This window comes from Candidatus Accumulibacter necessarius (assembly GCF_036625085.1).
In genome coordinates, this window is record NZ_JAZKUM010000001.1 from 624,451 (window position 1) to 648,248 (window position 23,798).

The 23,798-nt window shown below is 61.9% G+C and carries 22 protein-coding genes; 14 read left to right on the forward strand and 8 right to left on the reverse strand.

All coding sequences use genetic code 11. The features are described 5' to 3' along the window. Positions 1 to 114: 114 nt before the first annotated feature. The 3 genes from V5B44_RS03150 to V5B44_RS03160 form a co-directional block, all read right to left on the reverse strand. Positions 115 to 1,794, reverse strand: coding sequence for an IS1634 family transposase (locus V5B44_RS03150; protein ID WP_332357653.1), 1,680 nt, complete (start codon positions 1,792 to 1,794; stop codon positions 115 to 117). A 157-nt stretch (positions 1,795 to 1,951) separates the two neighbouring features. Further along, on the reverse strand, positions 1,952 to 3,112 hold the full coding sequence (locus V5B44_RS03155; protein ID WP_332357655.1) for an NnrS family protein: 1,161 nt from the start codon (positions 3,110 to 3,112) through the stop codon (positions 1,952 to 1,954). Between the two features lie 86 nt (positions 3,113 to 3,198). Next, on the reverse strand, positions 3,199 to 3,885 hold the full coding sequence (locus V5B44_RS03160; protein ID WP_332357657.1) for an RluA family pseudouridine synthase: 687 nt from the start codon (positions 3,883 to 3,885) through the stop codon (positions 3,199 to 3,201). Between the two features lie 141 nt (positions 3,886 to 4,026). Between V5B44_RS03160 and V5B44_RS03165 the strand changes: the two genes are divergently transcribed. Both V5B44_RS03165 and V5B44_RS03170 read left to right on the forward strand, forming a co-directional pair. Next, positions 4,027 to 4,848 (forward strand): crotonase/enoyl-CoA hydratase family protein, encoded by an 822-nt coding sequence (locus tag V5B44_RS03165; protein WP_332357659.1) that lies wholly within the window; start codon positions 4,027 to 4,029, stop codon positions 4,846 to 4,848. A gap of 30 nt (positions 4,849 to 4,878) precedes the next feature. Then, positions 4,879 to 5,817, forward strand: a complete 939-nt coding sequence (locus tag V5B44_RS03170; protein WP_332357661.1) for an AEC family transporter — start codon at positions 4,879 to 4,881, stop codon at positions 5,815 to 5,817. A gap of 15 nt (positions 5,818 to 5,832) precedes the next feature. On the opposite strand, the gene folE is transcribed toward V5B44_RS03170, so the two are convergent. Further along, complete coding sequence (gene folE, locus V5B44_RS03175) at positions 5,833 to 6,474, reverse strand: GTP cyclohydrolase I FolE (RefSeq protein ID WP_332357663.1); 642 nt, start codon at positions 6,472 to 6,474, stop codon at positions 5,833 to 5,835. 235 nt (positions 6,475 to 6,709) lie between these two features. Between folE and V5B44_RS03180 the strand changes: the two genes are divergently transcribed. Next, on the forward strand, positions 6,710 to 7,954 hold the full coding sequence (locus V5B44_RS03180; RefSeq protein WP_332357665.1) for a nitronate monooxygenase: 1,245 nt from the start codon (positions 6,710 to 6,712) through the stop codon (positions 7,952 to 7,954). A 59-nt stretch (positions 7,955 to 8,013) separates the two neighbouring features. Beyond that, positions 8,014 to 8,859, forward strand: coding sequence for a 23S rRNA (adenine(2030)-N(6))-methyltransferase RlmJ (locus V5B44_RS03185; RefSeq protein WP_332357667.1), 846 nt, complete (start codon positions 8,014 to 8,016; stop codon positions 8,857 to 8,859). An 18-nt stretch (positions 8,860 to 8,877) separates the two neighbouring features. On the opposite strand, the gene V5B44_RS03190 is transcribed toward V5B44_RS03185, so the two are convergent. From V5B44_RS03190 to V5B44_RS03200, 3 genes are all read right to left on the reverse strand, one after another. After that, positions 8,878 to 9,255: a nucleotide pyrophosphohydrolase gene (locus tag V5B44_RS03190; RefSeq protein WP_332357670.1), complete on the reverse strand. Its 378-nt coding sequence runs from the start codon at positions 9,253 to 9,255 to the stop codon at positions 8,878 to 8,880. A 4-nt stretch (positions 9,256 to 9,259) separates the two neighbouring features. Beyond that, on the reverse strand, positions 9,260 to 10,243 hold the full coding sequence (locus V5B44_RS03195; protein WP_332357672.1) for an HpcH/HpaI aldolase/citrate lyase family protein: 984 nt from the start codon (positions 10,241 to 10,243) through the stop codon (positions 9,260 to 9,262). 118 nt (positions 10,244 to 10,361) lie between these two features. Next, complete coding sequence (locus V5B44_RS03200) at positions 10,362 to 11,348, reverse strand: malate dehydrogenase (protein WP_332357673.1); 987 nt, start codon at positions 11,346 to 11,348, stop codon at positions 10,362 to 10,364. A 221-nt stretch (positions 11,349 to 11,569) separates the two neighbouring features. Between V5B44_RS03200 and V5B44_RS03205 the strand changes: the two genes are divergently transcribed. The 10 genes from V5B44_RS03205 to lpdA all read left to right on the forward strand — a co-directional run bounded on the left by V5B44_RS03205 (position 11,570) and on the right by lpdA (position 23,025). Continuing rightward, the gene (locus tag V5B44_RS03205; RefSeq protein ID WP_332357883.1) at positions 11,570 to 12,295 is read left to right on the forward strand and encodes a GntR family transcriptional regulator; all 726 of its coding nucleotides are present in this window, start codon (positions 11,570 to 11,572) and stop codon (positions 12,293 to 12,295) included. A 119-nt stretch (positions 12,296 to 12,414) separates the two neighbouring features. Next, on the forward strand, positions 12,415 to 12,807 hold the full coding sequence (sdhC, locus tag V5B44_RS03210; protein WP_332357674.1) for a succinate dehydrogenase, cytochrome b556 subunit: 393 nt from the start codon (positions 12,415 to 12,417) through the stop codon (positions 12,805 to 12,807). Beyond that, complete coding sequence (gene sdhD, locus V5B44_RS03215) at positions 12,801 to 13,148, forward strand: succinate dehydrogenase, hydrophobic membrane anchor protein (protein ID WP_287693909.1); 348 nt, start codon at positions 12,801 to 12,803, stop codon at positions 13,146 to 13,148. The genes sdhC and sdhD overlap by 7 nt, the downstream gene beginning before the upstream one ends. Further along, entirely contained in the window at positions 13,149 to 14,933 is a 1,785-nt protein-coding gene (sdhA, locus tag V5B44_RS03220) for a succinate dehydrogenase flavoprotein subunit (protein WP_332357677.1), read from the forward strand. 24 nt (positions 14,934 to 14,957) lie between these two features. Beyond that, complete coding sequence (locus V5B44_RS03225) at positions 14,958 to 15,671, forward strand: succinate dehydrogenase iron-sulfur subunit (RefSeq protein WP_287693912.1); 714 nt, start codon at positions 14,958 to 14,960, stop codon at positions 15,669 to 15,671. Next, entirely contained in the window at positions 15,671 to 15,925 is a 255-nt protein-coding gene (locus V5B44_RS03230) for a succinate dehydrogenase assembly factor 2 (RefSeq protein ID WP_287693913.1), read from the forward strand. The genes V5B44_RS03225 and V5B44_RS03230 overlap by 1 nt, the downstream gene beginning before the upstream one ends. A gap of 69 nt (positions 15,926 to 15,994) precedes the next feature. Next, positions 15,995 to 17,290, forward strand: a complete 1,296-nt coding sequence (gene gltA / locus V5B44_RS03235; protein ID WP_332357680.1) for a citrate synthase — start codon at positions 15,995 to 15,997, stop codon at positions 17,288 to 17,290. A gap of 111 nt (positions 17,291 to 17,401) precedes the next feature. After that, positions 17,402 to 20,242, forward strand: a complete 2,841-nt coding sequence (locus V5B44_RS03240) for a 2-oxoglutarate dehydrogenase E1 component (protein ID WP_287693915.1) — start codon at positions 17,402 to 17,404, stop codon at positions 20,240 to 20,242. 12 nt (positions 20,243 to 20,254) lie between these two features. Continuing rightward, positions 20,255 to 21,499: a 2-oxoglutarate dehydrogenase complex dihydrolipoyllysine-residue succinyltransferase gene (odhB, locus tag V5B44_RS03245; protein ID WP_332357682.1), complete on the forward strand. Its 1,245-nt coding sequence runs from the start codon at positions 20,255 to 20,257 to the stop codon at positions 21,497 to 21,499. Between the two features lie 89 nt (positions 21,500 to 21,588). Beyond that, positions 21,589 to 23,025 carry a dihydrolipoyl dehydrogenase gene (gene lpdA, locus V5B44_RS03250; protein ID WP_332357684.1) on the forward strand — a complete coding sequence of 479 codons (1,437 nt, stop codon included), beginning with the start codon at positions 21,589 to 21,591 and terminating at the stop codon, positions 23,023 to 23,025. A gap of 110 nt (positions 23,026 to 23,135) precedes the next feature. Here the strand turns inward: lpdA and V5B44_RS03255 are convergent, their stop codons facing one another. Next, positions 23,136 to 23,768, reverse strand: a complete 633-nt coding sequence (locus V5B44_RS03255) for an MBL fold metallo-hydrolase (RefSeq protein ID WP_332357686.1) — start codon at positions 23,766 to 23,768, stop codon at positions 23,136 to 23,138. Positions 23,769 to 23,798 lie beyond the last annotated feature (30 nt).

The window sequence follows — 23,798 nt, forward strand, 5'->3', positions numbered from 1 at the left end:
GATCCCGCGGCGACATGGCGCGGGCCAGTCGTCGACTGCGCGCGGGTCACCCGAGTTCGACAAAAATACGGCCAAGTGATTGTTTGTGCTCAATTCACGGGTTCGAAATTGGCACTACAAGCGTCTGGCGGAGGGCTCGGGCAGGGCGACGGTTTCGAACAGCTCCTTCTGTTGGGGGGTGATGGCGGACAAGCCGGAGGCCGACTGGCGTTGGTGCAGCGTGACCTGGTGGTACTGGATCCGGCGGGCGATCTCCAGAGCGCGTTCCGGGGAGAGGGGACTGGCCTTCGCTTTCAGGCGCAGGCGCAGCACCCGATAAAGCAGCAGCGCCAGGAAGCAGATCAAGGCATGCGCCCGGATTCGGTTCGGCAGGCGATGGAAGACCGGCGCGATCTCGATCTCGGACTTCAGGACACGGAATCCCCGTTCGATGTCGGCCAGCGCCTTGTAGCGCGCCACGATCTCGGCCGGGGGAGAATCCGGAACGTTGGCAACGAGGATCAGCTTGCCATCCATCAGCCGCGCGCGCTTCAGCGCACGTTCGTCGATCTCGTAGGTGAATACCTCGGAGGCGAGATTGACCCTGATGATGTGCGCCAGATGCGCGTCAGCGACCGCCTTGTAGAAACGGGCGATCGTACCGGCGTCTGACAGCTTCTTGCCCGGATGGGTCTGACCGGCCTCCTGCGCATCGAGTTTCTCCGCCCACTGCGCGGCATCGGCCTCCAGCGCCGCAATGCGCTCATCGCGTACGCGACTCTGTTCGCTGGCCCTGTCGGGGCGATGGGCAACGATCAGACGAAACCCTTGCCACTTCAGCTCACCGAACACCTCTGCCGTCGCCGACTGGCAGCTCTTCTCGTGGAAAGGGGTGAGCAGGCTGTCAAAATCCCCGTAGCGCCGCGCCGGGACGGCCAGAATGAACTCCAGCGGCTGATCGCCGACCCGTAGCGCCCGGATGGCGTCGAGATTGTCGAGACTCAGCAGACCGCGATCGGCGACCAGCACCACCCGCTTGATCGGATAGCGTGCCAGCACTTTCTCGATGGTCGGCACCAGCGTCGTCGTCTCGCCGGTATTGCCGGCAAAGACCTCGTGATGGATCGGCAGGCCTTCCGCTGTCTGGACCACCCCGAGCATCACCTGGCGCACTGTCCCGCCCTCCTTGGCATGGCCAAAGTGCCGCAGATCTTCCGACTCGTCGGTGCTGCCTTCGGCACGGATCGTCGTCAGATCGTAGAAGACGATCGCCAACTCCTGATCGATCAACGGCCGCAGAAGACCTGTCAAGGCGTCGTCCACCCGGTCGGCACCCTCCGCCAGGGTATCCATCGTGCGGAGCAGGTGCTGGTGGTTCACCGAATCGGCGCTGACCTCGGGAACCCGGGTGCCCTCCAGCCAGCGCAGGATCCCCAGCTTGGATTCCGGATCACACAGCCGGTTGAACACCATCACCCGCAGGAGACGTTCGGCGTCGAACTGGTGGCGGTTGCGCAGCAACCGGCGAAAGGCGTCGGCAAAGCCCAGTTCCTTCCACAAGGCGGTCAGCAGCCAGGTGTCGCCGACCGACAGCGCTGGCGCAAAGGCGACCTCGCCGGTCCCTTCCTCCAGGGAGAGCTTGCCCGCCGCCCGCAGCAGACCGTTGAGCAGCGAGTCAGCCTCGCCAGATCGCACTGCTTCGATGCGCCCCAGGGTGGCGATGACCCGTTGGCGAGGCACCCCGGCGGTGTCCCGGTAGGACTCGACGAGCTTGACGTACTGGCGCGGGCCGGACGTGGTGATCTTCACGAACATGTCGCTACTGTATCCACATACTGCCATGATCGCAATAGATTTCCAGGCCAGGCGTGTCACTACAACGAATTTCTGGCTGCGCGCCAACTCCTTGTTTTCATTGCGGCTGATGCCTCGATTATGCGTCTGGCACGCGAAAAGTGTCGAACTCGGGGGGTCAGTGTTCCTTGCCGTCCACCCGTGCCTGCAGCAGGTAGGGGATGTAGCGCCAGCCAAGAATCGCAAAACAGGCGAACCAGCATGCCGCAGCGAGGCTGATCCAGCGCAGGTAGCCGGCCGGATCAATCTGCGGCACGACGATGCGCAGCACGAAGCCGGCGATCATGATCCACAGCACGCTCTTGTCGAGGCGGTCGAAGACGACCTTGCGGCCGGTATGGCCGTTGGCGATACGGATCAGCATCGCGGGGATGATCAGGCCCATGGCGCCGAAGGTGAACACGTGCATCGACAGCGAACCGAGCCAGGCCGGCTGCCCCGCCTGCTCGACGAACTGCAGCAGCAACTGCGCGACGATCGCCAGGTAGCCGAGGTACATGATGCCGATATCGAGCCGGCGCAGGGCCAGATGCGGCTGCCAGAAAGCGAAGCGGACGCCGAGCAGCAGCGCCAGCAGCAACGCGATCCAGGACGAGATCTGCGCCGGCAGCAGGCTGGCGGCGACGAGCAGCAGGGCGAGCAGCTTGATCGCCGTGTCGAGCACGCGGTTGCGCAGGATGTCGGCCTGCAGGGCGTTCTTCATGAACTGGGTGAGCGTCCGTTCGAGCATCACCAGGAAGGCGACGCGGAACAGCGCCAGGGTCATCGCGGCGCCGGTCTGGAAGTGGTCGGCACTGAGCAGCAGGTTTTTCGCGACCAGGAACAGCGGCAGGATGATCAGGAAGAAGTAGTTGTCGCGGAACGCGTCGTCGCGATGGTGGCGGATCAGCGTCCACAGCAGCATGGCGACAATGGTGGCGAGGAACAGGTTGCTGGCCAGGCGGAAGATCAATGGTGGCAATTCGCCGGCAAACCACATGCCGGCGCGTTCGAGCAGCCAGGCCGCGACGAGGACGATCAACGCCGTGCCGTGGTAGCCGCGAACCTTCACCCAGTTCTTGGTCGAGGTGAGCAGGAAGCCGCCGAGGACGGCCCAGCCGAAGCCGAAGAACATCTCGTGCGCGTGCCACTGGCTGGGTGAGAAGGGTGCCGGTGGCGGCGTCAGCGTGCCCGAGAAGATCAGCGCCCAGAGCACCGGCAGGCTGAGTCCCGACAGGCAGGCAAGGGCAAAGAAGGGTCGAAAGCCGACCAGCCACAGCGGGTGGGTTGCAAAGCGCATGCCGGCGGCGTCCTCGGTGGCTAGGGCGATTGGTGATGGGAGGCGGACAGTATAGCGGCGCGGCCGTGGCCTGTCGTCAGGCAAGCCTAGAACGGCGCCGGCGAGCTGAAGCACATCGCCCGCCCGCTGGCCGGGTGGACGAAAGCCAGATGATCGGCGTGCAGCAGCAGACGCTCAGCCTTGTCTGCCAGAGCAGCGCTGCCATAGAGTACGTCGCCGACGATCGGGTGGCCCAGCGCCTGCAGATGCACGCGCAACTGGTGCGTGCGACCGGTCTCGGGCCACAGCGCCAGGCGGGAGGTGTTGCCGGCTGGGTCATGGCTCAACACCCGGTAGCGGGTCAGCGAGGGTTTGCCGGCCTGCCGGTCTACCTTCTGGCGCGGGCGGTTCGGCCAGTCGGCAGCGACCGGCAGGTCGATTTCGCCGCAGGTCGATGGCGGTCGTCCGGCAACCACCGCCAGATAGCGTTTCTCGACCTGCCGTGTGGCGAAGGCGCTGCTCAGCCGTCGCTGCATTTCCTTGCCTCTGGCCAGCAGCAGCAGGCCGGAGGTGTGCATGTCCAGGCGATGGACGATCAGTGCTTCCGGATAGCTGGACTGGATGCGCCGGAAAAGGCAGTCCTGTTTCTCTTCGCCGCGACCGGGTACCGAGAGCAGACCGGTCGGCTTGTTCACCAGCAGCACGGCGGCGTCGAGGTAGACGATGTCCAGCCCGCCGTCGGGAGGGGCGGTATAGGCGAGGGCGGGAAGGAGTGAAGCGCTGCTTGGGCTCATGTGGCGGGGAGTCGGATCGGTCGCCGAATTGTCGCGCCTTTTGCCCGCCGGCGCAGCGCTCGGCAATTCAATTACACTTTGCAGGTATCCTGCGCCGCTGGCGCTGGCAGGAACCAATCCCTACAGGAGAAGCATCTGGCTATGGCCATTCCACAATTGACGACGATCGCCATCGAGTTGCGCGAGGGTATCGCCGAAATCCGGCTCAATCGTCCCGAACGTTCGAACGCGATGAACGAAGCGATGTGGCAGGAACTGCGTACTGCCTTCAGCTGGGCCGACGCGACGGCCGCGGTGCGCGTCGCCATGCTGAGCGGCGCCGGGCGCAATTTCTGCGCCGGCATCGATCTGGCGATGCTGGCCGGCGTCGGCCAGGCGGTCGCGCACGCCGACTCGGCGCGCAGCCGCGAGGCGCTGCGCCGGCTGATCCTCGACCTGCAGGATTGCCTGGCGAGTGTCGAGCGTTGCCGCAAGCCGGTGCTGGCGGCGATTCAGGGCGCCTGCATTGGCGGTGCGATCGACCTGGTGACCTGTTGCGACATGCGTTACGCGGCCTCCGATGCGCAGTTTTCGGTGCGCGAAATCGACGTCGGAATGACCGCCGATGTCGGCACATTGCAGCGTCTGCCGCGGCTGGTGCCCGATGGCATCGCGCGCGAGCTGGCCTATACCGGGCGCAGCGTTGATGCGGTGGAGGCAAAGCAGATCGGTCTTGCCAACCAGGTCTTCGAAACGCCTGCGGCGCTGCTCGTCGGTGTGCGCGCGATCGCGCAGAGCATCGCGGCCAAGTCGCCGCTGGCGATTCGCGGCACCAAGGAAATGCTCAACTACGGGCGCGACCACTCGGTCTCCGATGGCCTCAACTACATCGCGACCTGGAACGCGGCGATGCTGATGTCGGCCGATCTCGAGGAGTCGATGGCGGCGATGCGCGAACGGCGTCCGCCCCGCTTCCTTGACTGAGAAGGGTGCAGACGGGCGCCGGCTCGGGCAATGAACACCTTCGTTCATCACGTCGAACTGGCGGCGCCGCTGTTCGTCCTGGTCCTGGCCGGCTATCTGCTGATGCGCATCAGCGGCTGGCCGAAAGCGATGTCCGAGAACCTGTCGCGTTTCGTTTTCTCGGTCGCGCTGCCGGCGATGCTCTTTCGCCTGATGAGTGATCTTTCGCAGTTGCCGCCGGTGGACGCACGCCTGCTGCTGGCCTTCTTTGGTGGCTGCCTGATCGTTTTCGTCATTGGCCGTCTGGTTGCCTGGCGGCTGTTCGCGCTTGATGGCGTCGGCCAGTCGGTTTTTGCCCTGGGCGGGGTATTCTCGAACAACGTGCTGCTCGGCCTGCCGCTGGCCAAAGTCGCCCTGGGTGACGCGGCGCTGCCATCGGTGGCCCTGGTGCTGGTGTTCAACGCCTTGATTCTGTGGACGCTGCTGACAGTGTCGATCGAGTGGGCGCGGCACGGGAGTTTTTCACTGCGCGGCTATGCCAAGACGACGCGCGGGGTGTTGACCAATCCGATCGTCGCCGGCATTCTCGCGGGAACGCTTTTCGGCCTCACCGGGCTGCCGCTACCCGCTTTCGTGGCCTTGCCACTGGCGATGGTCGGACAGGCAGCGGCGCCGATGGCGCTGCTTGCGCTGGGCATGGGACTCGCCGAATACGGCATTCGTGCCGGCTGGCGGATCAGCCTGGCGATCAGTAGTCTGAAGCTGGTCGTTCAGCCGCTGGTGGTCTGGCTGCTGGCCCGTCTGATCGGTCTGCCGGCGATGGAGACGCAGGTGGTGGTCTTGCTCGCCTCGCTGGCCGTCGGCGCCAATGTGTATCTGATGTCGCGTCAGTTCAACACGCTCGAAGGGCCGGTGGCGAGCAGCCTGGTCCTGTCGACGGCGCTGGCGGCACTGACCACGCCTTTGGCCCTGACGCTGACCGGCCGCTGATTTGCCGGCGGCGTCTCAGTCGCCGCGGCGGCCACCGGTGGCGCGCAGGAACTCGTTGCGCAACTGCGCCGAGCGCTCGAATTCACCGCTGAAGGACTGGGTGATCACACGTTCGTCGCCGCGCCGGTCTTCACCGAGCAGCAGACACAACTGCTCGGCCTCGATGACGCAGGCGGCACCGCGTGCCTTGCCGTGCACCATCAGTGCGTCGGCGATGTCGCGCGTCATCCATTCCTGATAGGTGAAGCGATGGCCGATCGCATCGACCAGGCGTGCGATGCGGCCAAAGCCGTGCAGGCGGCCGCCGGGCAGATAGGCGACGTGGGCCAGGCCACGAAAGGGTACCAGGTGGTGCGGGCAGACGCCGTGCACGGCGATGCCGCGGACGACCACCAGGTCGCTGCGCTGATCGGCAAAGCCCTCGCCCAGCGCCGCCGCCGGGTCGAGGTCGTAGCCACCAAGCAGGCGGCGTTGCCAGAGTTCCCGCACGCGCTGCGGTGTGCGCGCCATGTGCGCGTCGTCCGGGGCAATCCCACAGGCGCTCAGCAGGTCGCCGACCGCGCGCTCGAAGGCGGCTCCGTCGAAACCGTTGTGGCGCGGGATGCCGATGTCGAAGGCGGGGTCGGTCGGTTGGTCGTGGCTGCTGCAGTCGGACATGGCGTGCTTCGATTTTCGGCGGTCGGGCTGGTCATCATACACGCGGTGGCGGGTCGCAGCAGTCGGCTGGTGGCTGCCGGTTGTGGATTCACCACGCTGTCGCCGCTGCTTGTGATTTCGCTTGACGCAGCCAGCCATGCAGGCTTGTGATGAGCGATAATGGCCCGCTTGAAAGATTTTCATGATCACCTGTCAGGCGGGCTGAGGATGCTGGCCTGGATTGGGAAGGACGTTGATGAAGAGCGTTGATGATTTCCGTCTGCGGTTTGGCAACAAGGAATTGGTGCCGATTGTGATCGGCGGCATGGGGGTCGATATTTCGACCGCCGAACTGGCACTCGAAGCGGCTCGACTGGGTGGCATCGGACACATCTCCGATGCCATGGTCAATACCGTGGCGGATCGCCGGTTCAACGCCAAGTTCGTCAAGGACAAGCTCAGACAGTACAAATTCAACGTTGCCAGTTCCGACAAGTCGATGGTTCGCTTTGATCTCGGGCAACTGACCGAGGCGACGCACATGCACGTCGGCCGGACCATGGAGGCGAAGCGTGGTGACGGTCTGATCTTCGTCAACTGCATGGAGAAGCTGACCATGAATGCGCCGCGCGAAACGCTGCGCGTGCGCATGGCGGCTGCGCTCGACGCCGGGGTCGACGGCATCACGCTGGCTGCCGGCCTACATCTTGGCTCCTTCGCCCTGATCGAGGATCATCCGCGCTTTCGTGATGCCAAGCTGGGGATCATCGTTTCCTCCTTGCGCGCCTTGCAGTTGTTCCTGCGCAAGACCGCCCGCTGCAACCGGTTGCCCGACTATGTCGTGGTCGAAGGGCCGCTGGCTGGTGGCCACCTGGGTTTCGGCATGGACTGGGCGCAATACGATCTGGCGACCATCTTTGCCGAGATTCATCGGTATCTGCAGGCCGAGCAACTGAACATCCCGCTGATTCCCGCCGGCGGCATCTTCACCGGCAGCGACGCCGTCTCCTTTCTCGATCAGGGCGCGGCTGCCGTGCAGGTGGCGACTCGCTTCACCGTGTCGAGGGAGTGCGGCCTGCCGGAAGATGTCAAACAGCGTTACTTCGAAGCCAGCGAAGAGCAGATCGAGGTCAACCAGATTTCCCCCACCGGCTACCCGATGCGCATGCTGAGCAACAGCCCGGCGATTGGCGACGGGATTCGGCCCAATTGCGAGGCGTATGGTTACCTGCTCGACAGCACTGGCAATTGCTCCTACATCAGCGCCTACAACCGCGAGGTGGAAGCGAATCCCGGCGTGAAGAGGATTTCGGTCAAGGACAAGACCTGTCTTTGCACGCAGATGCGCAACTTTGACTGCTGGACCTGCGGTCACTACGCCTACCGCCTGAAGGATACGACGACCCGCTTGCCGGACGGCAGCTACCGTTTGCTGAGCGCGGAGCATATCTTCCACGACTACCAGTTCAGTACTGACGGGAAGGTCCAGGTGCCGGAATAGTGCGCCTGCCGCGGGCTTACCCGGTAACTGCTGCCGCGAGCGCGAGGGGGCATTGACCGATGCTCAGCTATCGCCACGCTTTCCACGCCGGTAACCACGCCGATGTCCTCAAACATCTGGTACTGGTGCAGCTCACCCGCTACCTCGGCCAGAAGGACAAGGCTTTCTGGTACGTCGATACCCACGCCGGGGCAGGGTTGTATGCCCTTGATTCGGCTCAGACGGCCAAGCTTTCGGAGTACAGGGAGGGTGTCGGCCGCCTGTGGGGACGCAAGGATCTGCCATCGGCAGTGAGCGATTACCTGAATGCGGTGCGCGCGCTCAATGCCGATGGCAGCCTGAAGAAATACCCCGGTTCGCCTTCCCTTGCGCTATCGACGATGCGTGCGCAGGACCGTTTGTGGCTGTTCGAACTGCACAGCCGGGAGGTGATTCGTCTGCGGGAGAATTTCCAGGCTTTCGGCAAACGGGTGATGGTTGAGGAGGCCGACGGATTTGCCGCGCTAAAGGCGCTGTTACCGCCGCCACCGAGGCGGGCCCTGGTGCTGGTCGACCCGCCCTACGAAGAGCGGCGGGACTACGAACGGGTTGTCCATGCGCTCAAGGAGTGCCTGCCGCGTTTCCCGGGCGGCACCTACATGCTGTGGTATCCCCAGTTGACCCGGCTTGAGGCTCGCGACTTGCCGCCGCGCCTGAAGCGCCTGCCGGCCAGCAACTGGCTGCACGTCACGCTGCGCGTCCGGACACCGGCCGCCGATGGCTTCGGGATGTATGGCAGCGGGCTGTTCGTGGTCAATCCGCCATGGACGCTGCAGGCCACCCTGCAGGAGGTGATGCCCTATCTGGTCGAGGTGCTGGGACTGGATGCGGGCGCCGGGTTCACGCTCGACAGCCAGGAGGTGTAAGGCCGCGCGGGCGGCAAATCAGGGTTGTGGCGGGTCTTCCGCCACCGGTCCGTGTGAGTACTTCCGGCTTGATCCATAGCTCCGTTCGACCGGATACTTGGCAGCGTTCTTGCTCAGTTTGGCGCGTGCGGCCTGTTCAAGGTCAATGCCGGTGTGTTCGGCGATCAGAAGCAGGTAGATCAGGACGTCGGCACATTCGTCGCGCAGGGCTTCCTGCGCTGCGCTGCTGGCCGACATCGCAGCCATCTCAGCGTCACTTTTCCACTGCGTCAGCTCGAGCAGCTCGCTCGCTTCAAGGTTCAGCGAAACGATCAGGTTGCGCAGGCTGTGGAATTGCGCCCAGTTCCGATCATCGCGAAATGCGAGCACTTCCGTGGTCAGCGCTGGCAGGCTCACGGCTTCAGGCGAAGAAGCGTTGCCGGGTGGCTTCCGGCAGCTGCATGCCAGTTGCGTGTGCCCGTGCGAGCAGTTCCCAGTAGTAGCGGTAGGACGCCCGGTCGTGCAGCTGGCCGTGGTGCTGGATTGGTCCCCAGCCGCAATCCTGGGCGGCGATGAGGATGGCGGAGGCGTTTTCCACTTCCGAGAAATCAGGGCGCATGGCCTCGAAGATCGGCATGATCTGATTGGGATGAATGCTCCACATGCGCAGATAGCCGAATTCATTCCGCGCCCGCTGGGCATTGTGGCGGATCAGTGCGACATCCTTCAGTTCGGTGGTGACGTTGTGCGAAGGTACGACGCCGTTGGCCAGCGCGGCGGCCGCGATTTCGCATTTGGCGCGGACGATCAGCGGGTGCTCGAACTGTCCCGGGCTTTTCATCGCCGAGCCCGGGATGGCGCCGTGGTGGGCACTGACAAAATCCATCAGGCCGAAGTCGAGTGACTCGACTTCGGGGATTGCGGCAATCTGCCACACTTCACGCAGGGCGCCATGCGTCTCGATGAGTACGTGCACCGGGATCGGCCGCTCGAGGCCGGCGGCTGCGGCGGCGTCCTTCACGGCTCGCAGCTGGCTTCGGACGTCGTCGCTGTTGCCCGCCTTGGGCAATGTCAGGAAGGCCAGGCGACGCCCGGCACGTGCGACGATGGTCTCGATATCCTGTTGCCAGCCGGGGTGGGCGATGTCGTGGATGCGGGCGCCGACGCGGCCAAAGCGGTTGGCGCTGCTCATGATGATCTCGGCGACCATTTCGGCATGCTCGCGGTCGGCGCCGGCGCGTGCGCCATCCTCGCAATCACAGGTGACGTCGAAGATCGGTCCGAGTTCATTCTGCAACTGGAGTGCCTTGAGCAACAGCTTTTCCGACCCCGCGTAATGGTCGACGGCGGGCATCATGCGAAACGGCCTCTTGCCGGCGAAGAGAACCTGTGTGGGATGGCGCATGGGATTCTTGAAGGGGTGGTCTGCGTAGGCCGGTATTCTAGCGCGACTCGACGACGGCTGGCCGGCGAAAAAAAGCCGCGGACCTGCCGCGGCTTCCGTGTTGCCGGTCTGGAGAGGCTTACAGCATGTGCTGGACGGCGTCACGTTCGTCGGTCAGTTCCTTGAGGGTCTTGTTCAGCTTGTCGCGCGAGTAGTCGTCGATCTCGAGTCCCTGGATGATCTTGAACGAGCCGCCCTTGCATTCGCACGGGAAGCCGAAGACGATGCCGGTCGGAATGCCGTAGGACCCGTCGGAGGGGACGCCCATGGTCACCCATTCGTCGGAACCGAGGACCCAGTCACGCATGTGATCCATCGCGGCGTTGGCAGCCGACGCGGCGGACGAGAGGCCGCGGGCGTCGATGATCGCTGCGCCACGCTTGCCAACCATCGGCAGAAAGACGTCGTTGTTCCATACCGGATCATTGATCAGTGCCTTGACGTTGTCGCCACTGGAGGTGCAGTTGCGGTAATCGGCATACATCGTCGGCGAGTGATTTCCCCAGACGACGAGTTGCTTGAAGCTGGCGACCGGCCGGCCGGTCTTCGCGGCGAGTTGCGAGAGAGCGCGGTTGTGGTCGAGGCGCAACATGCCATGGTAGTTGGCCGGATTGGTTCGGCCAACCTTGCGGGCGGCGGCGCCGGCGATCAGGGCGTTGGTGTTGCAGGGGTTGCCGACAACCAGCACACGAACGTTCTCGCTGGCATTTTCGGCAATGGCCTTGCCCTGGACGGTGAAAATCGCGCCGTTGGCGGTCAGCAGGTCGGCCCTTTCCATGCCAGGGCCGCGCGGACGTGCGCCGACCAGCAGGCAGACGTCGGCGTCCTTGAAGGCAACATTCGGGTCGTCGGTGGCGAACATGCCGGCGAGCAGCGGGAAGGCGCAGTCTTCAAGCTCCATCATCACGCCTTGGCAAGCCTTTTGAGCTTGCGGCAGGTCGAGCAGTTGGAGGATGACCGGTTGATCCTTGCCGAGCATTTCGCCGGAGGCAATCCGGAAAAGCAGGCTGTAACCAATTTGACCGGCGGCGCCGGTGACCGCGACGCGCATGGGGGCTTTGGACATGATGCGGCTCCTGTCGTGAGTAATTAGCAAGAAGTGAGCAGAAATCGATCGGCGTCGCCCCCGGGAAACCCTCTTTGCGGGGGCAGCAAATCGGGGCAATCATAAGATCCAAGGCGACCGAGTGTCAAATATATCTTATGTCTTATATATGATATTAATAATAAGAACGGGATGGACGCGACGGTAAAATTATGCTGAAATTGCGCTCCATGAGCAGGTCTTTGTCATTGCATTCCCCTACCTTCAGTCCGTTGTATCGGCAGATCAAGGAATTGATCCTGCGTCACCTGGAGTCAGGCGAGTGGGGTCCTGGCGACCACATCCCGAGTGAGTCTGATCTCGCGGCGCGCTTCGGTGTCAGTCAGGGGACGGTGCGCAAGGCGATTGACGAAATGGCGGCCGAGAATCTCCTCGTGCGCCAGCAGGGGAAAGGCACTTTCGTTGCCACCCACAAGGATCCGGGATCCTATTTCCGCTTTCTCCGTCTGGTCCCCAACCAGGGCGATCTGCAGGTCTCCCAGAGCGTTCCGCTCGAATGCTGGCGGGCCAAGGCGGGTGCCGATGTCGCTCGTACCCTGGCGCTGGAAACCGGTGCGCCGATCACCATTCTTCGTCGCCTCTTGAAGCTGGGCGAGGAGCCGGTGGTCTTCGACGAAATCTACCTGCCGAGCGAGCTCTTCCCCGATCTGTCGCTGGAGGTCCTCAGGTCGGGAGAGTCGCTTTACAGCCTGTTCGAGACACGCTATGGCGTCCGCATGATTCGTGCCGACGAGCGGCTGCGCGCCGTATCGGCTGACCGGGTCAGCGCAGAACTGCTGCAGGTGGCCGAAGGGAGTCCGCTGCTGCTGGTCGAAAGGGTCACCTTCACCTATGGTCACAAGCCGGTCGAATGGCGGCGGGGTTTCTATTCAACTCGCAACTATCATTACCACAATGAGCTGGGGTGAGAGCTCCTGAGAGTCAGCGTGGGCAATTGGGGCACGCTTGGATGGTTTATAATCCAGCGTGGTATCGCAGGGGTCGGGTGGCGTCCATTCGGCCACATCACACATCAGGGATGACGTTCATGGCAGAGATGGCAATCAAGAAGAGGCGTCCAAAGAATCTGGATTTGCCTACCATCAGGCTACCCCTTCCGGGTATCCTTTCGATTATTCACCGGATCAGCGGGGCAGGGATGTTCCTGCTGCTGCCGTTCTTGTTGTGGCTGTTCCAGAGCAGTCTTGCCTCTCCGGAAACCTTCGCCAGCGCCAAGGAGGTGGTTGGCCATCCCCTGGCCCGGATCATCCTGCTCGGTTTGATCTGGTTCTACATGCACCACTTCTGTGCCGGCATCCGCTATCTCCTGCTCGATCTGCATAAGGGCGTGGAACTCGAGGCCGCTCGCCTGTCGAGCAAGATCGTTTTCGCGGTCAGCATTGCGCTGACCCTGATCATCGGAGCGAAAGTGCTATGGTAAATCGCATCCTCGTCGGGGCCCATTACGGCCTCAAGGACTGGGTCATCCAGCGTGCGACGGCCATCATCATGGCGGTTTACACGGTCATTTTCCTGGTCGTCGTCGGCGCCGTCGGACCCGACTCGTTCGAGGCCTGGCGCGGCATTTTTGCCAACGGCTTCATGAAGTTTGCCAGCTTCCTGTTCCTTGTCAGCGTCTTCTATCACGCCTGGATTGGTGTCCGGGATATCTGGATGGATTACGTCAAGCCCGATGGCTTGCGTCTGCTGATGATGATTGCAACAGCTGCGGTGCTCGTCGGCTACGCCGGCTGGGCGGTTCAGATTCTCTGGAGAATGTAAGTGAGCAAGCTAAGCATTCCGGTACGTAAATTCGATGCCGTGATCGTCGGCGCTGGTGGTTCGGGTCTGCGCGCAGCGATCCAGCTTTCCGAAGCCGGCCTTAAAACAGCCGTCCTGTCGAAGGTCTTTCCGACCCGTTCGCACACGGTCGCCGCACAGGGAGGGGTTTCCGCCTCACTCGGCAATTCCGAGGAAGATCACTGGCACTGGCACATGTACGACACGGTCAAGGGCTCCGACTGGCTCGGCGACCAGGACGCGATCGAGTACATGTGCCGCAAGGCGCCCGAGGTGGTCGTCGAACTCGAGCATTTCGGTATGCCTTTTGACCGCACCGACGAGGGAAAGATCTACCAGCGACCCTTTGGCGGGCACATGTCAAACTTCGGCGAGAAGCCGGTCCGGCGTGCCTGCGCGGCTGCCGACCGCACTGGCCACGCCATGCTGCACGCGCTCTATCAGCGCAACGTGCGCGCCAATACACAGTTCTTCGTCGAATGGATGGCGCTCGATCTGATTCGTGACGAGTCGGGTCAGGTGCTCGGGGTGATCGCCCTGGAAATGGAAACCGGCGAGGTCGTCGCGTTCCATGCCAAGGCCACCGTTTTTGCGACCGGCGGTGCCGGCCGAATCTTCTATTCGTCGACCAATGCCTTCATCAATACCGGTGACGGTCTGGGCATGGCGGCGCGCGCCGGCATTGCCCTCGAGGACATGGAGTTCTGGCAGTTCCACCCGACCGGCGTTGCCGGTGCCGGTGTGCTGATTACCGAGGGCGTGCGCGGTGAAGGCGGCATCCTGCGCAATTCGACCAACGAGCGCTTCATGGAGCGCTATGCGCCGAACGCCAAGGACCTGGCCTCGCGCGATGTCGTTTCCCGGGCGATGGTCACCGAAATCAACGAGGGCCGTGGTTGTGGGCCGAACAAGGATTTCGTCCTGCTCGACATCACTCACCTTGATCCGGCCACGATCATGAAACGCCTGCCGGGAATTCGCGAGATCTCGATCCAGTTCGCCGGGATCGACCCGATCAAGGCGCCGATACCGGTGGTGCCGACCTGCCACTACCAGATGGGCGGGGTGCCTACCAATTACAAGGGTCAGGTCGTTTCGGACAATGGCACCCCGGTTCGGGGCTTCTACGCTGCCGGCGAAGTCGCTTGCGCTTCGGTGCACGGCGCCAACCGGCTGGGAACCAATTCCCTGCTTGACCTGCTGGTGTTCGGCAAGGCTTCGGGTGATACGGTCATCGAAGATGTCCGGTCGGGTGAGTTGGGCCTCAAGGACCTGCCGGCAAACTTCGCCGATTTTACGATGACGCGCCTGAGCCGCCTCAATACACAGACCGGTGGTGCCAACGTCAATGAAACGCGCCTTGAGCTGCAGCGCACGATGCAGAAGCATTGTGGCGTGTTCCGCTTCAAGGACATGCTGGTTGAAGGGGTCGCGAAGATTCTCGATATCGAGAAGGCGGTGGCCAGGACCGAGATCAAGGACAAGTCGCAGGTCTGGAACACCGCGCGCGTCGAGGCGCTGGAACTGGACAACCTGATCGAAGTCGCCAAGGCGACGATGGTTTCGGCCGAGGCACGCAAAGAGTCGCGTGGTGCCCACGTCCGTGATGATGCGCCGGATACCGCGGCCAACCCTAACGGGCGCGACGATGTCGGTTGGCACAAGCATACCCTGTGGCACCGCGACGGCAACCAGCTCAAATACAAGCCGGTGATCATGAAGCCGCTGTCCGTCGAATCCATCGCGCTGAAGACGCGTTCCTACTGATCGAGCGCCAAGGAGTCAATGATTATGGCCACCAGTACCATGCAGTTCAAGATCTACCGCTACGATCCCGACAAGGATAACGCGCCCTACATGCAGGACATTTCAGTCGAGGTCGATTTTGCCCTCGATCGGAAGTTGCTCGATATTCTCACCCGGCTGAAGGCGAAGGACGACACCCTGTCGTATCGTCGCTCGTGTCGCGAAGGCATTTGCGGTTCGGACGCGATGAACATCAACGGCAAGAACGGTCTGGCCTGTCTGACCGAGATCAAGGATCTCAAGCAGCCCGTCGTGCTGCGACCGCTGCCGGGTCTGCCGGTGATCCGCGATCTGATCGTCGATATGAGCCAGTTTTTCAAGCAGTACCATTCGATCAAGCCCTACCTGATCAATGAAGGACCGCGGCCTGAACGTGAGCGTCTGCAGACGCCAGAGGAGCGAGAAGAGCTCAACGGTCTTTATGAGTGCATCCTGTGTGCCTGCTGTTCAACCTCGTGTCCGTCGTTCTGGTGGAATCCGGACAAGTTTGTCGGACCCGCCGGTCTGCTCAACGCTTACCGCTTCATCGCCGATACCCGCGACCTGGCAACCAATGAGCGCCTGGATGATCTAGAGGATCCCTATCGTCTGTTCCGTTGCCACAGCATCATGAACTGTGTCGATGTCTGCCCGAAGGGTCTGAACCCGACGCGGGCGATTGGCAAGATCAAGGAGATGATGGTGCGTCGCGCGATCTGATGGAGGACAGACAAAGACTCAACCGCCTGCGCTGGCGTTGCACCCGGCGTGCGATGCTGGAAATGGACCTGTTGCTCGGGGAGTTTCTCGACCGGGTCTTCCCGACGCTGACTCCGGCGCAGGCGGATTCGTTCGTCGCCTTGGCCGACATGGAGGATCTGGAGCTGTGGCCGCTGGTCAATGGTAGCCGCGAGTGCGCAGATCCGGTGCAGGCCGAAGTCCTTGCCTTGTTGCGCACCGTAAGAGTTAAGTAAGGAAGCTGCCCTAGTCTGGCGGTTTCCTGTTCGTAGCTGTGACCTCAACACCTGAACGGGGATAAAACAATGACGACCGAACGTAAAGCAACTCTGATCATCGAAGGGCGAGCTCCCGTCGAGTTCCCAATCATGACGCCAACCCACGGCAATGATTGCATCGACATTCGTACGCTGGGCGCCAAGACCGGTTTGTTCACTTACGACTCTGGCTACCTTTCGACAGCCAGCTGCCGGTCGACGGTTACGTTCATTGACGGTGACAAGGGCGAGTTGCTGTACCGCGGCTATCCGATAGAGCAACTGGCCGAGCAGTGCAACTTCCTTGAGGTGGCCTACCTGTTGTGGCATGGCGAACTGCCAAGTGCCGCACAGAAGGTCAAGTTCGAGAGGAACATCAAAGAACACACGATGGTTCACGAGCAACTGGTGAAGTTCTTCCAGGGCTTTCGGCGTGATGCGCATCCGATGGCCGTGCTGGTCGGTGTGGTCGGTGCCTTGTCGGCGTTTTACCATGAGGCGGAGGACTTCTCCGATCTCGAGCACCAGAACATCAGTTTCAACCGCATCGTGGCGAAGCTGCCGACGATCGTTGCCATGTCCTACAAGTACCATCGCGGCGAGCCGTTCATCTACCCGCGCAACGACCTCGATTACACCGCGAATTTCATGCACATGATGTTCGGCACGCCGTGCGAGGAGTACAAGCCGAATCCGGTGCTGGTGCATGCGCTCGACACGATTTTCACCCTGCATGCCGACCACGAACAGAACGCGTCGACCTCGACGGTCCGCCTGTCGGGTTCTTCCGGTGCCAATCCATACGCCTGTATCTCGGCTGGTATCGCGTGTTTGTGGGGGCCGGCGCACGGCGGCGCCAACGAGGCCTGTCTGCAGATGCTCGAAGAAATCCACGATGTGTCTCGTGTCGGCAAGTACATTGCCCGGGCCAAGGACAAGAGCGACGACTTCAAGCTGATGGGTTTCGGGCATCGCGTCTACAAGAACTTCGATCCGCGCGCGAAGCTGATGCGTACGGTTTGCAACGACGTTCTGAAGGAACTCGGTCTGGAGAACGATCGTTTGTTCAAGCTGGCGATGGAACTCGAAAAGATCGCCCTCGAAGATGATTACTTCATCGAGAAAAAGCTGTACCCGAACGTTGATTTCTACTCGGGTATCGTGCAGAAGGCGCTGGGCATTCCGACCACGATGTTCACCTGTATCTTTGCGCTGGCGCGCACCGTCGGCTGGATGACGCAATGGGAAGAGATGATCAACGATCCGGAATACAAGATCGGTCGCCCGCGTCAGCTCTATGTTGGTCCAGCCAGGCGCGATGTGATTCCGGTTGGCCAGCGTTAGGCCGACGGATTCGGAAGGGCGGCAGGCAGTAGCCGCCCTTTTTTCATGCTGTGGTCTTCCCGCCACAGGTTTTCTCAATTCGAACCAGAACGGTGACGACAGGTAACTGCCATGATGAATCAGCTTTTTGGTAACTCCCTCCTTTTTGGCGGCAACGCACCCTTTGTCGAGGAGTTGTACGAGAACTATCTCGATAATCCTGGCTCGGTGTCCGAGCAATGGCGCGAGTATTTCGACAAGCTGGCGCAACTCCCCGGTTACGTCGCCCGTGATGTGCCGCACCTGCCGGTGATCAATGCCTTTGCCGAGCAGGCAAGGAAGGGTGGGTATCGCGCTGCCGCCGTGGCACCGGTAGACGACAGGAAACAGGTTGGCATTCTGCAGATGATCACCTCGTATCGTTTCATTGGCGATCGCTGGGCCAACCTGGACCCTCTGAAGCGCACCCCCCGTCCCGAAGTGCCGCAGCTTGATCCGGCTTATTACGGTTTTTCCGATGCCGATTTGAACACGGTGTTCAACGCCGGCTCGTTCAAGGGAACGCCGGACCACGCCACTTTCGGTCAGATCTACGACGCCTTGAAGGCGACCTATTGCGGATCGATCGGCGTCGAGTACATGTACATCAGCACGACCGCCGAGAAGCGCTGGATTCAGGATCGCCTCGAGCGCATCCATTCCAAGCCGAACTACACGGCTGACGAGAAAAAGCGGATGCTTGAACGCCTGACCGCCGCCGAAACGCTCGAGCGCTACCTGCACACCCGTTATGTCGGCCAGAAGCGCTTCTCGCTTGAAGGGGGTGAGTGCACGATCGTCGCCATGGACGAACTGATTCGTGTCGCCGGCGCGGGAGGTGTCGACGAGATCGTCGTCGGTATGGCCCACCGCGGCCGACTCAACGTGCTGGTGAATACCCTGGGCAAGGCGCCAGCGATGCTCTTCGAAGAGTTCGAGGGCAAGAAAGCGCAGGACCTCACTGCAGGGGACGTCAAGTATCATATGGGCTACTCGTCCGATGTCTCCACGCCGGGCGGCCCCTGCCATTTGACTTTGTCTTTCAACCCGTCGCATCTCGAAATCGTCAACCCGGTGGTGGTCGGCTCGGTCTACTCGCGCCAGCGTCGTCGCGGCGCGGACGGCAAGGAAAAGGTTCTGGCGGTGTTGATTCACGGTGATGCTGCTGTGGCGGGCCAGGGCGTCAACCAGGAAATGCTCAACTTCGCGCAGACACGTGGCTACGGGGTTGGCGGCACGGTGCATATCGTGGTCAACAACCAGATCGGTTTCACGACCTCTGACCCGCGCGACTATCGTTCGTCGTTGTACTGTACCGACATCTTCAAGATGGCAGAGGCGCCGATCTTCCATGTCAATGGTGATGACCCGGAAGCGGTTGCACTGGTCACTGGCATTGCCGTTGAATACCGGAAGACCTTCAAGAAGGATGTGGTGGTGGACATCGTCTGCTACCGCAAGCTCGGCCACAACGAGCAGGATGAGCCGATGGTCACGCAGCCGCTGATGTACAAGAAGATCCAGGCGCATCCCGGCACGCGCAAACTCTACGCCGACAAGCTGGTTGCAGAAGGGGTTCTTCATCCCGATGGTCCGGACGAGATCATCGCCGATTACCGTGCTCATCTTGATCGTGGCGAGTTGCTGTACAACCCGGTACTGGCCGGCTACAAGCACCCGATGACCATTGACTGGACTCCCTTCCTGTCGCCGAGATACATCGAGAACTGCGATACCAAGGTCCCGCTCGGCGAGCTGCAACGCCTCGCCGAACGACTGACGACGATCCCCCAGAATTTTACGCTGCACAGCCGGGTGAAGAAGATCATCGAGGACCGTCGCCTGATGGGCGAAGGCAAGCTCCCGGTCGACTGGGGGATGGCCGAGAACTTGGCTTACGCGTCGTTGCTGGTTTCCGGTTACGGTGTCCGTATTTCCGGCGAAGATGTCGGTCGCAGCACCTTCTTCCACCGGCACGCGGCCCTGCACGACCAGAATCGTGAGCATTGGGATCATGGCACGTACTACCCGCTGTCGAGCCTGCAGGACAGGCAGGGTCGCTTTCAGTGCTTCGACTCGGTTCTTTCGGAGGAAGCGGTGCTCGCCTTCGAATATGGTTACTCGACGGCCAATCCCCATGAGCTGGTGGTTTGGGAGGCCCAGTTCGGCGACTTCGCCAATGGCGCGCAGGTGGTCATCGACCAGTTCATTGCCTCTGGCGAGGCCAAGTGGGGGCGTGCCAGCGGTCTCGTTCTGCTTTTGCCGCATGGCTACGAGGGGCAGGGTCCGGAGCACTCATCGGCGCGGATCGAGCGTTACATGCAGCTTTGTGCCGAGATGAACATGGAGGTGTGCCAGCCGTCGACCCCTGCGCAGGTTTTCCACATGCTGCGCCGGCAGGCTCTGCGTAGCCAGCGCAAGCCCTTGGTGGTCTTCTCGCCGAAATCGCTGCTGCGTCACAAGGACGCGACTTCGAGTCTGGAAGAGTTGAGCGACGGTGAATTCCAGGGCGTGATCGGCGAAGTCGAGCCGATCAACGCCAAGAAAGTGACCCGCGTGGTCTTCTGCTCCGGCAAGATCTATTACGAACTGGTTGCTGCACGGCATGAGCGGAAGATCTCGCACGTCGCGATCGCCCGTCTCGAGCAGCTCTACCCCTTCCCGCAAGAGTCCTTCCAGGAAGAACTGGCGAAGTATCCGAAGGCCACTGAGGTCGTCTGGTGCCAGGATGAGCCGCGCAACCAGGGCGCTTGGTACTGGATCGCGTCACGTCAGCATTTATCGCGTTCGCTCAGCGACAAGCAGCATCTCTTGCTGGTTTCCCGTCCAGCTTCCGCTTCCCCGGCGGTTGGCTACTCCAGCAAGCACAACGCCCAACAAAAGGCTCTGATCGACTCCGTGTTTGGTGAGATCGAGTACTACAAACTGCCCTAGAACGGAGAGAACATGATCATCGACGTCAAAGTTCCACAGCTTTCCGAGTCGGTCGCGGAAGCGACGCTGGTTTCGTGGCACAAGAAAGCCGGCGAAGCCGTAGCGCGGGATGAAAACCTGATCGACATCGAGACCGACAAGGTCGTCCTTGAACTGCCCGCGCCGGATAGCGGCGTATTGGTTGAAATTGTCAAGGGTGATGGGGATACGGTGGTCGCGGGTGAGGTGATTGCGCGCATCGACACCGCTGCACAGGCAGGTGCCATCGCCGCACCCGCAGTCAAGGTCGCCGCCGGGAAGCCTGAAGCAGCGGCAGTATCCACATCAGCCGCGGCCTCAGGCGTCGCACTGCCGGCGGCGCGCAAGATCCTTGAGGAAAAGGGGGTGGCTGCGGCTGAGGTGGCGGGTACGGGTCGTGGTGGTCGGGTTACCAAGTCCGATGCACTGGCGACGCAGGCGCCGGCGCCGAAAGCGCCCTCGATTCCAATCGCTGCGCCAACCACCAGTGCTGCTCCGGCATTGGTGCCGGCCCCAAGCGTCATGGTTCCTCTGGGCGACCGGCCTGAGCAGCGTGTACCGATGTCGCGCCTGCGCGCCCGCGTCGCCGAGCGCCTGCTGCAGTCGCAGGCCAGCAATGCCATCCTGACCACGTTCAACGAAGTCAACATGGGTCCGGTCATGGCGCTGCGCAAGCAATATGGCGACCGATTCGAGAAGGCACATGGCGTTCGCCTGGGCTTCATGGGCTTCTTCGTCAAGGCCGCCGTTGCCGCGCTGCAGAAGTTCCCGGTGATCAACGCCTCGGTCGATGGCAACGACATCGTCTACCATGGCTATATCGACATCGGCATTGCCGTTGGCAGCCCGCGCGGTCTGGTTGTGCCGATTCTGCGCGATGCTGACCAGATGACCATCGCCGACATCGAGAAAAAGATTGGCGAGTTCGGTAACAAGGCCAAGGACGGCAAGTTGTCGATGGAAGATCTGACCGGCGGCACCTTCTCGATCTCCAACGGCGGTGTCTTTGGTTCGATGTTGTCGACGCCGATCATCAACCCGCCGCAATCGGCGATCCTCGGCATTCACGCCACCAAGGACCGTCCGGTCGTCGAGAATGGCCAGGTGGTGATTCGACCGATCAACTATCTGGCGATGTCCTACGACCACCGGATCATCGACGGTCGCGAGGCGGTGCTCGGTCTGGTGACCATGAAGGAGGCGCTGGAAGATCCGGCTCGCCTGCTGCTCGGCGTTTAACCACTCACCACCAAGGCACGGAGACCAGAGGAGTCCCTCTGTGACGATTCCGTGCCTTGGTGTCTCTGCGGTTGGAAGGGGAATCTATCATGTCCAAGCAATTTGACGTTCTTGTTGTCGGTGGCGGTCCCGGTGGCTACGTGGCCGCCATCCGCGCCGCGCAGCTCGGCTTTAGTGTCGCCTGCTGTGAATCGAATGCCTATGCTGATCCAAAGGGTGAGCCGCGCCTAGGCGGCACCTGCCTGAACGTTGGTTGCATTCCTTCCAAGGCGCTGCTGCACACCTCACACCTTTTCGAGGAAGCGAGCCACAGTTTTGCCGATCAGGGCATCTGCGTCGGCGACCCGGCGATCGACGTGGCCAGGATGCTCGCGCGCAAGAACGGCATCGTCAAGCAACTGACCAGCGGCATCAAGGGGCTGTTCAAGAAGAACAAGGTCACCCTGCTCAGTGGGCATGGCGCGTTCGTTGGCCGCAAGGGGTCGGCGGGCAGCGAGGTCTGGCAGCTCAAGGTGGATGACGATCTGGTCGAGGCCAAACAGGTGATTGTCGCCACGGGGTCCAAGGCGCGTCACCTGGCGGGAGTTCCGGTCGATAACGAGATCGTTTGCGACAACGTCGGTGCGCTGGACATCGATGCCGTCCCTAAGAAGCTCGCAGTCATCGGCGCCGGCGTGATTGGCCTCGAAATGGGCAGCGTCTGGCGTCGCCTGGGGTCCGAAGTAACCATCCTTGAGGCCCTGCCGGACTTTCTTTCGGTCACCGATGTCGATGTCGCCAAGGAAGCTGCCAAGATTTTCGAGAAGCAGGGTCTTAAGATCATCACCGGTATCGACATCGGCGACGTCAAGGTCTCCCAGAAAGGCGTCTCGATCGACTATACCGACAAGGAGGGCAACGAGCAAAAACTCGACGCTGATCGCCTCATCGTCTCCATTGGCCGCATTCCGAACACCGATGGCCTGGCTGCCGACAAGGTTGGCTTGAAACTCACCGATCGTGGCCAGATCGAAGTCGATTCGCATTGTCGGACCAATCTCCCCGGCGTCTGGGCGGTCGGCGACGTTGTTGCTGGTCCGATGCTGGCGCACAAGGCGATGGAAGAGGGCGTGATGGTTGCCGAGATCATGGCCGGTCAGGCCGGGCACTGCAATTTCGAGACGATTCCCTGGGTCATCTACACCAGTCCAGAGATCGCCTGGGTCGGCAAGACCGAGCAGCAGTTGAAGGCTGAAGGCGTTGCTTACAGGGCCGGAAAGATTCCCTTCGCTGCCAATGGTCGGGCGCTCGGCATGGGTGATCCCAGCGGCTTTGTCAAGATGCTTGCCTGCGCCACCACCGACCGCATTCTCGGCGTCCATATCATCGGCGCGAATGCGTCCGAGCTGATCGCCGAGGGGGTTGTGGCGATGGAGTTCGGCGCTGCGTCGGAAGACCTGGCGCGTATCTGCCACGCGCATCCGACGCTGTCCGAAGTGGTCCACGAAGCGGCGCTGGCCTGCGACAAGCGGCCGCTGCACTTCTAACCGAGGTCAAGGAAAAAAAGCGAGGTGCCAGGGCACCTCGCTTATTGTGACGTCTAGTTATCGGTCGCCGGGTCACTTGGTGACAACGGTTCGAACCTGGGTGAGGCCAGCTAATCGCCGCAAAAGGGGTTGCTGCGGCGTTCGGCACCGAAAGTCGACATGGGACCGTGGCCGGGAATGAATGCCACGTCGTTGCCGAGCGGCCACAGCCGGTTGCGAATCGACGAAATCAAGGTATCGAAATCCCCTTTCGGGAAGTCGGTGCGGCCGATCGAGCCCTGGAAGATCACGTCGCCAACGATTGCCAGGCGGCCAGACCGGTCAAAGAAGACGATGTGCCCGGGCGTATGTCCAGGGCAATGGGAAACCTCCAGCTCGACATTGCCGAACCGCACCGTGTCGCCCTGCTCGAGCCAGCGGTCTGGGGTAAAGGCTTGCACATTGGCGAAACCGAACATCTTGCTCTGCGCCGGCATGCCGTCAATCCAGAACTGATCGTCGCGCTGCGGTCCTTCGATCGGCAGGGACAGGCGGGTTGCCAACTCGGCCACGGCACCGGCGTGATCGATATGCCCGTGCGTGACCAGAATTTTCTCCAGCGCGACTCCATTGGCGTCGACTGCGCGCAGGATGCGCGAGACATCGCCGCCCGGATCGACCACGGCGCCGCGCCGGGTTTGTTCGCACCACAGGAGGCTGCAGTTCTGCTGAAAAGGGGTTACCGGGATGATCTGGTACTTCATGGTTGACGGTCGTTCGGCTGACGGTGGCGG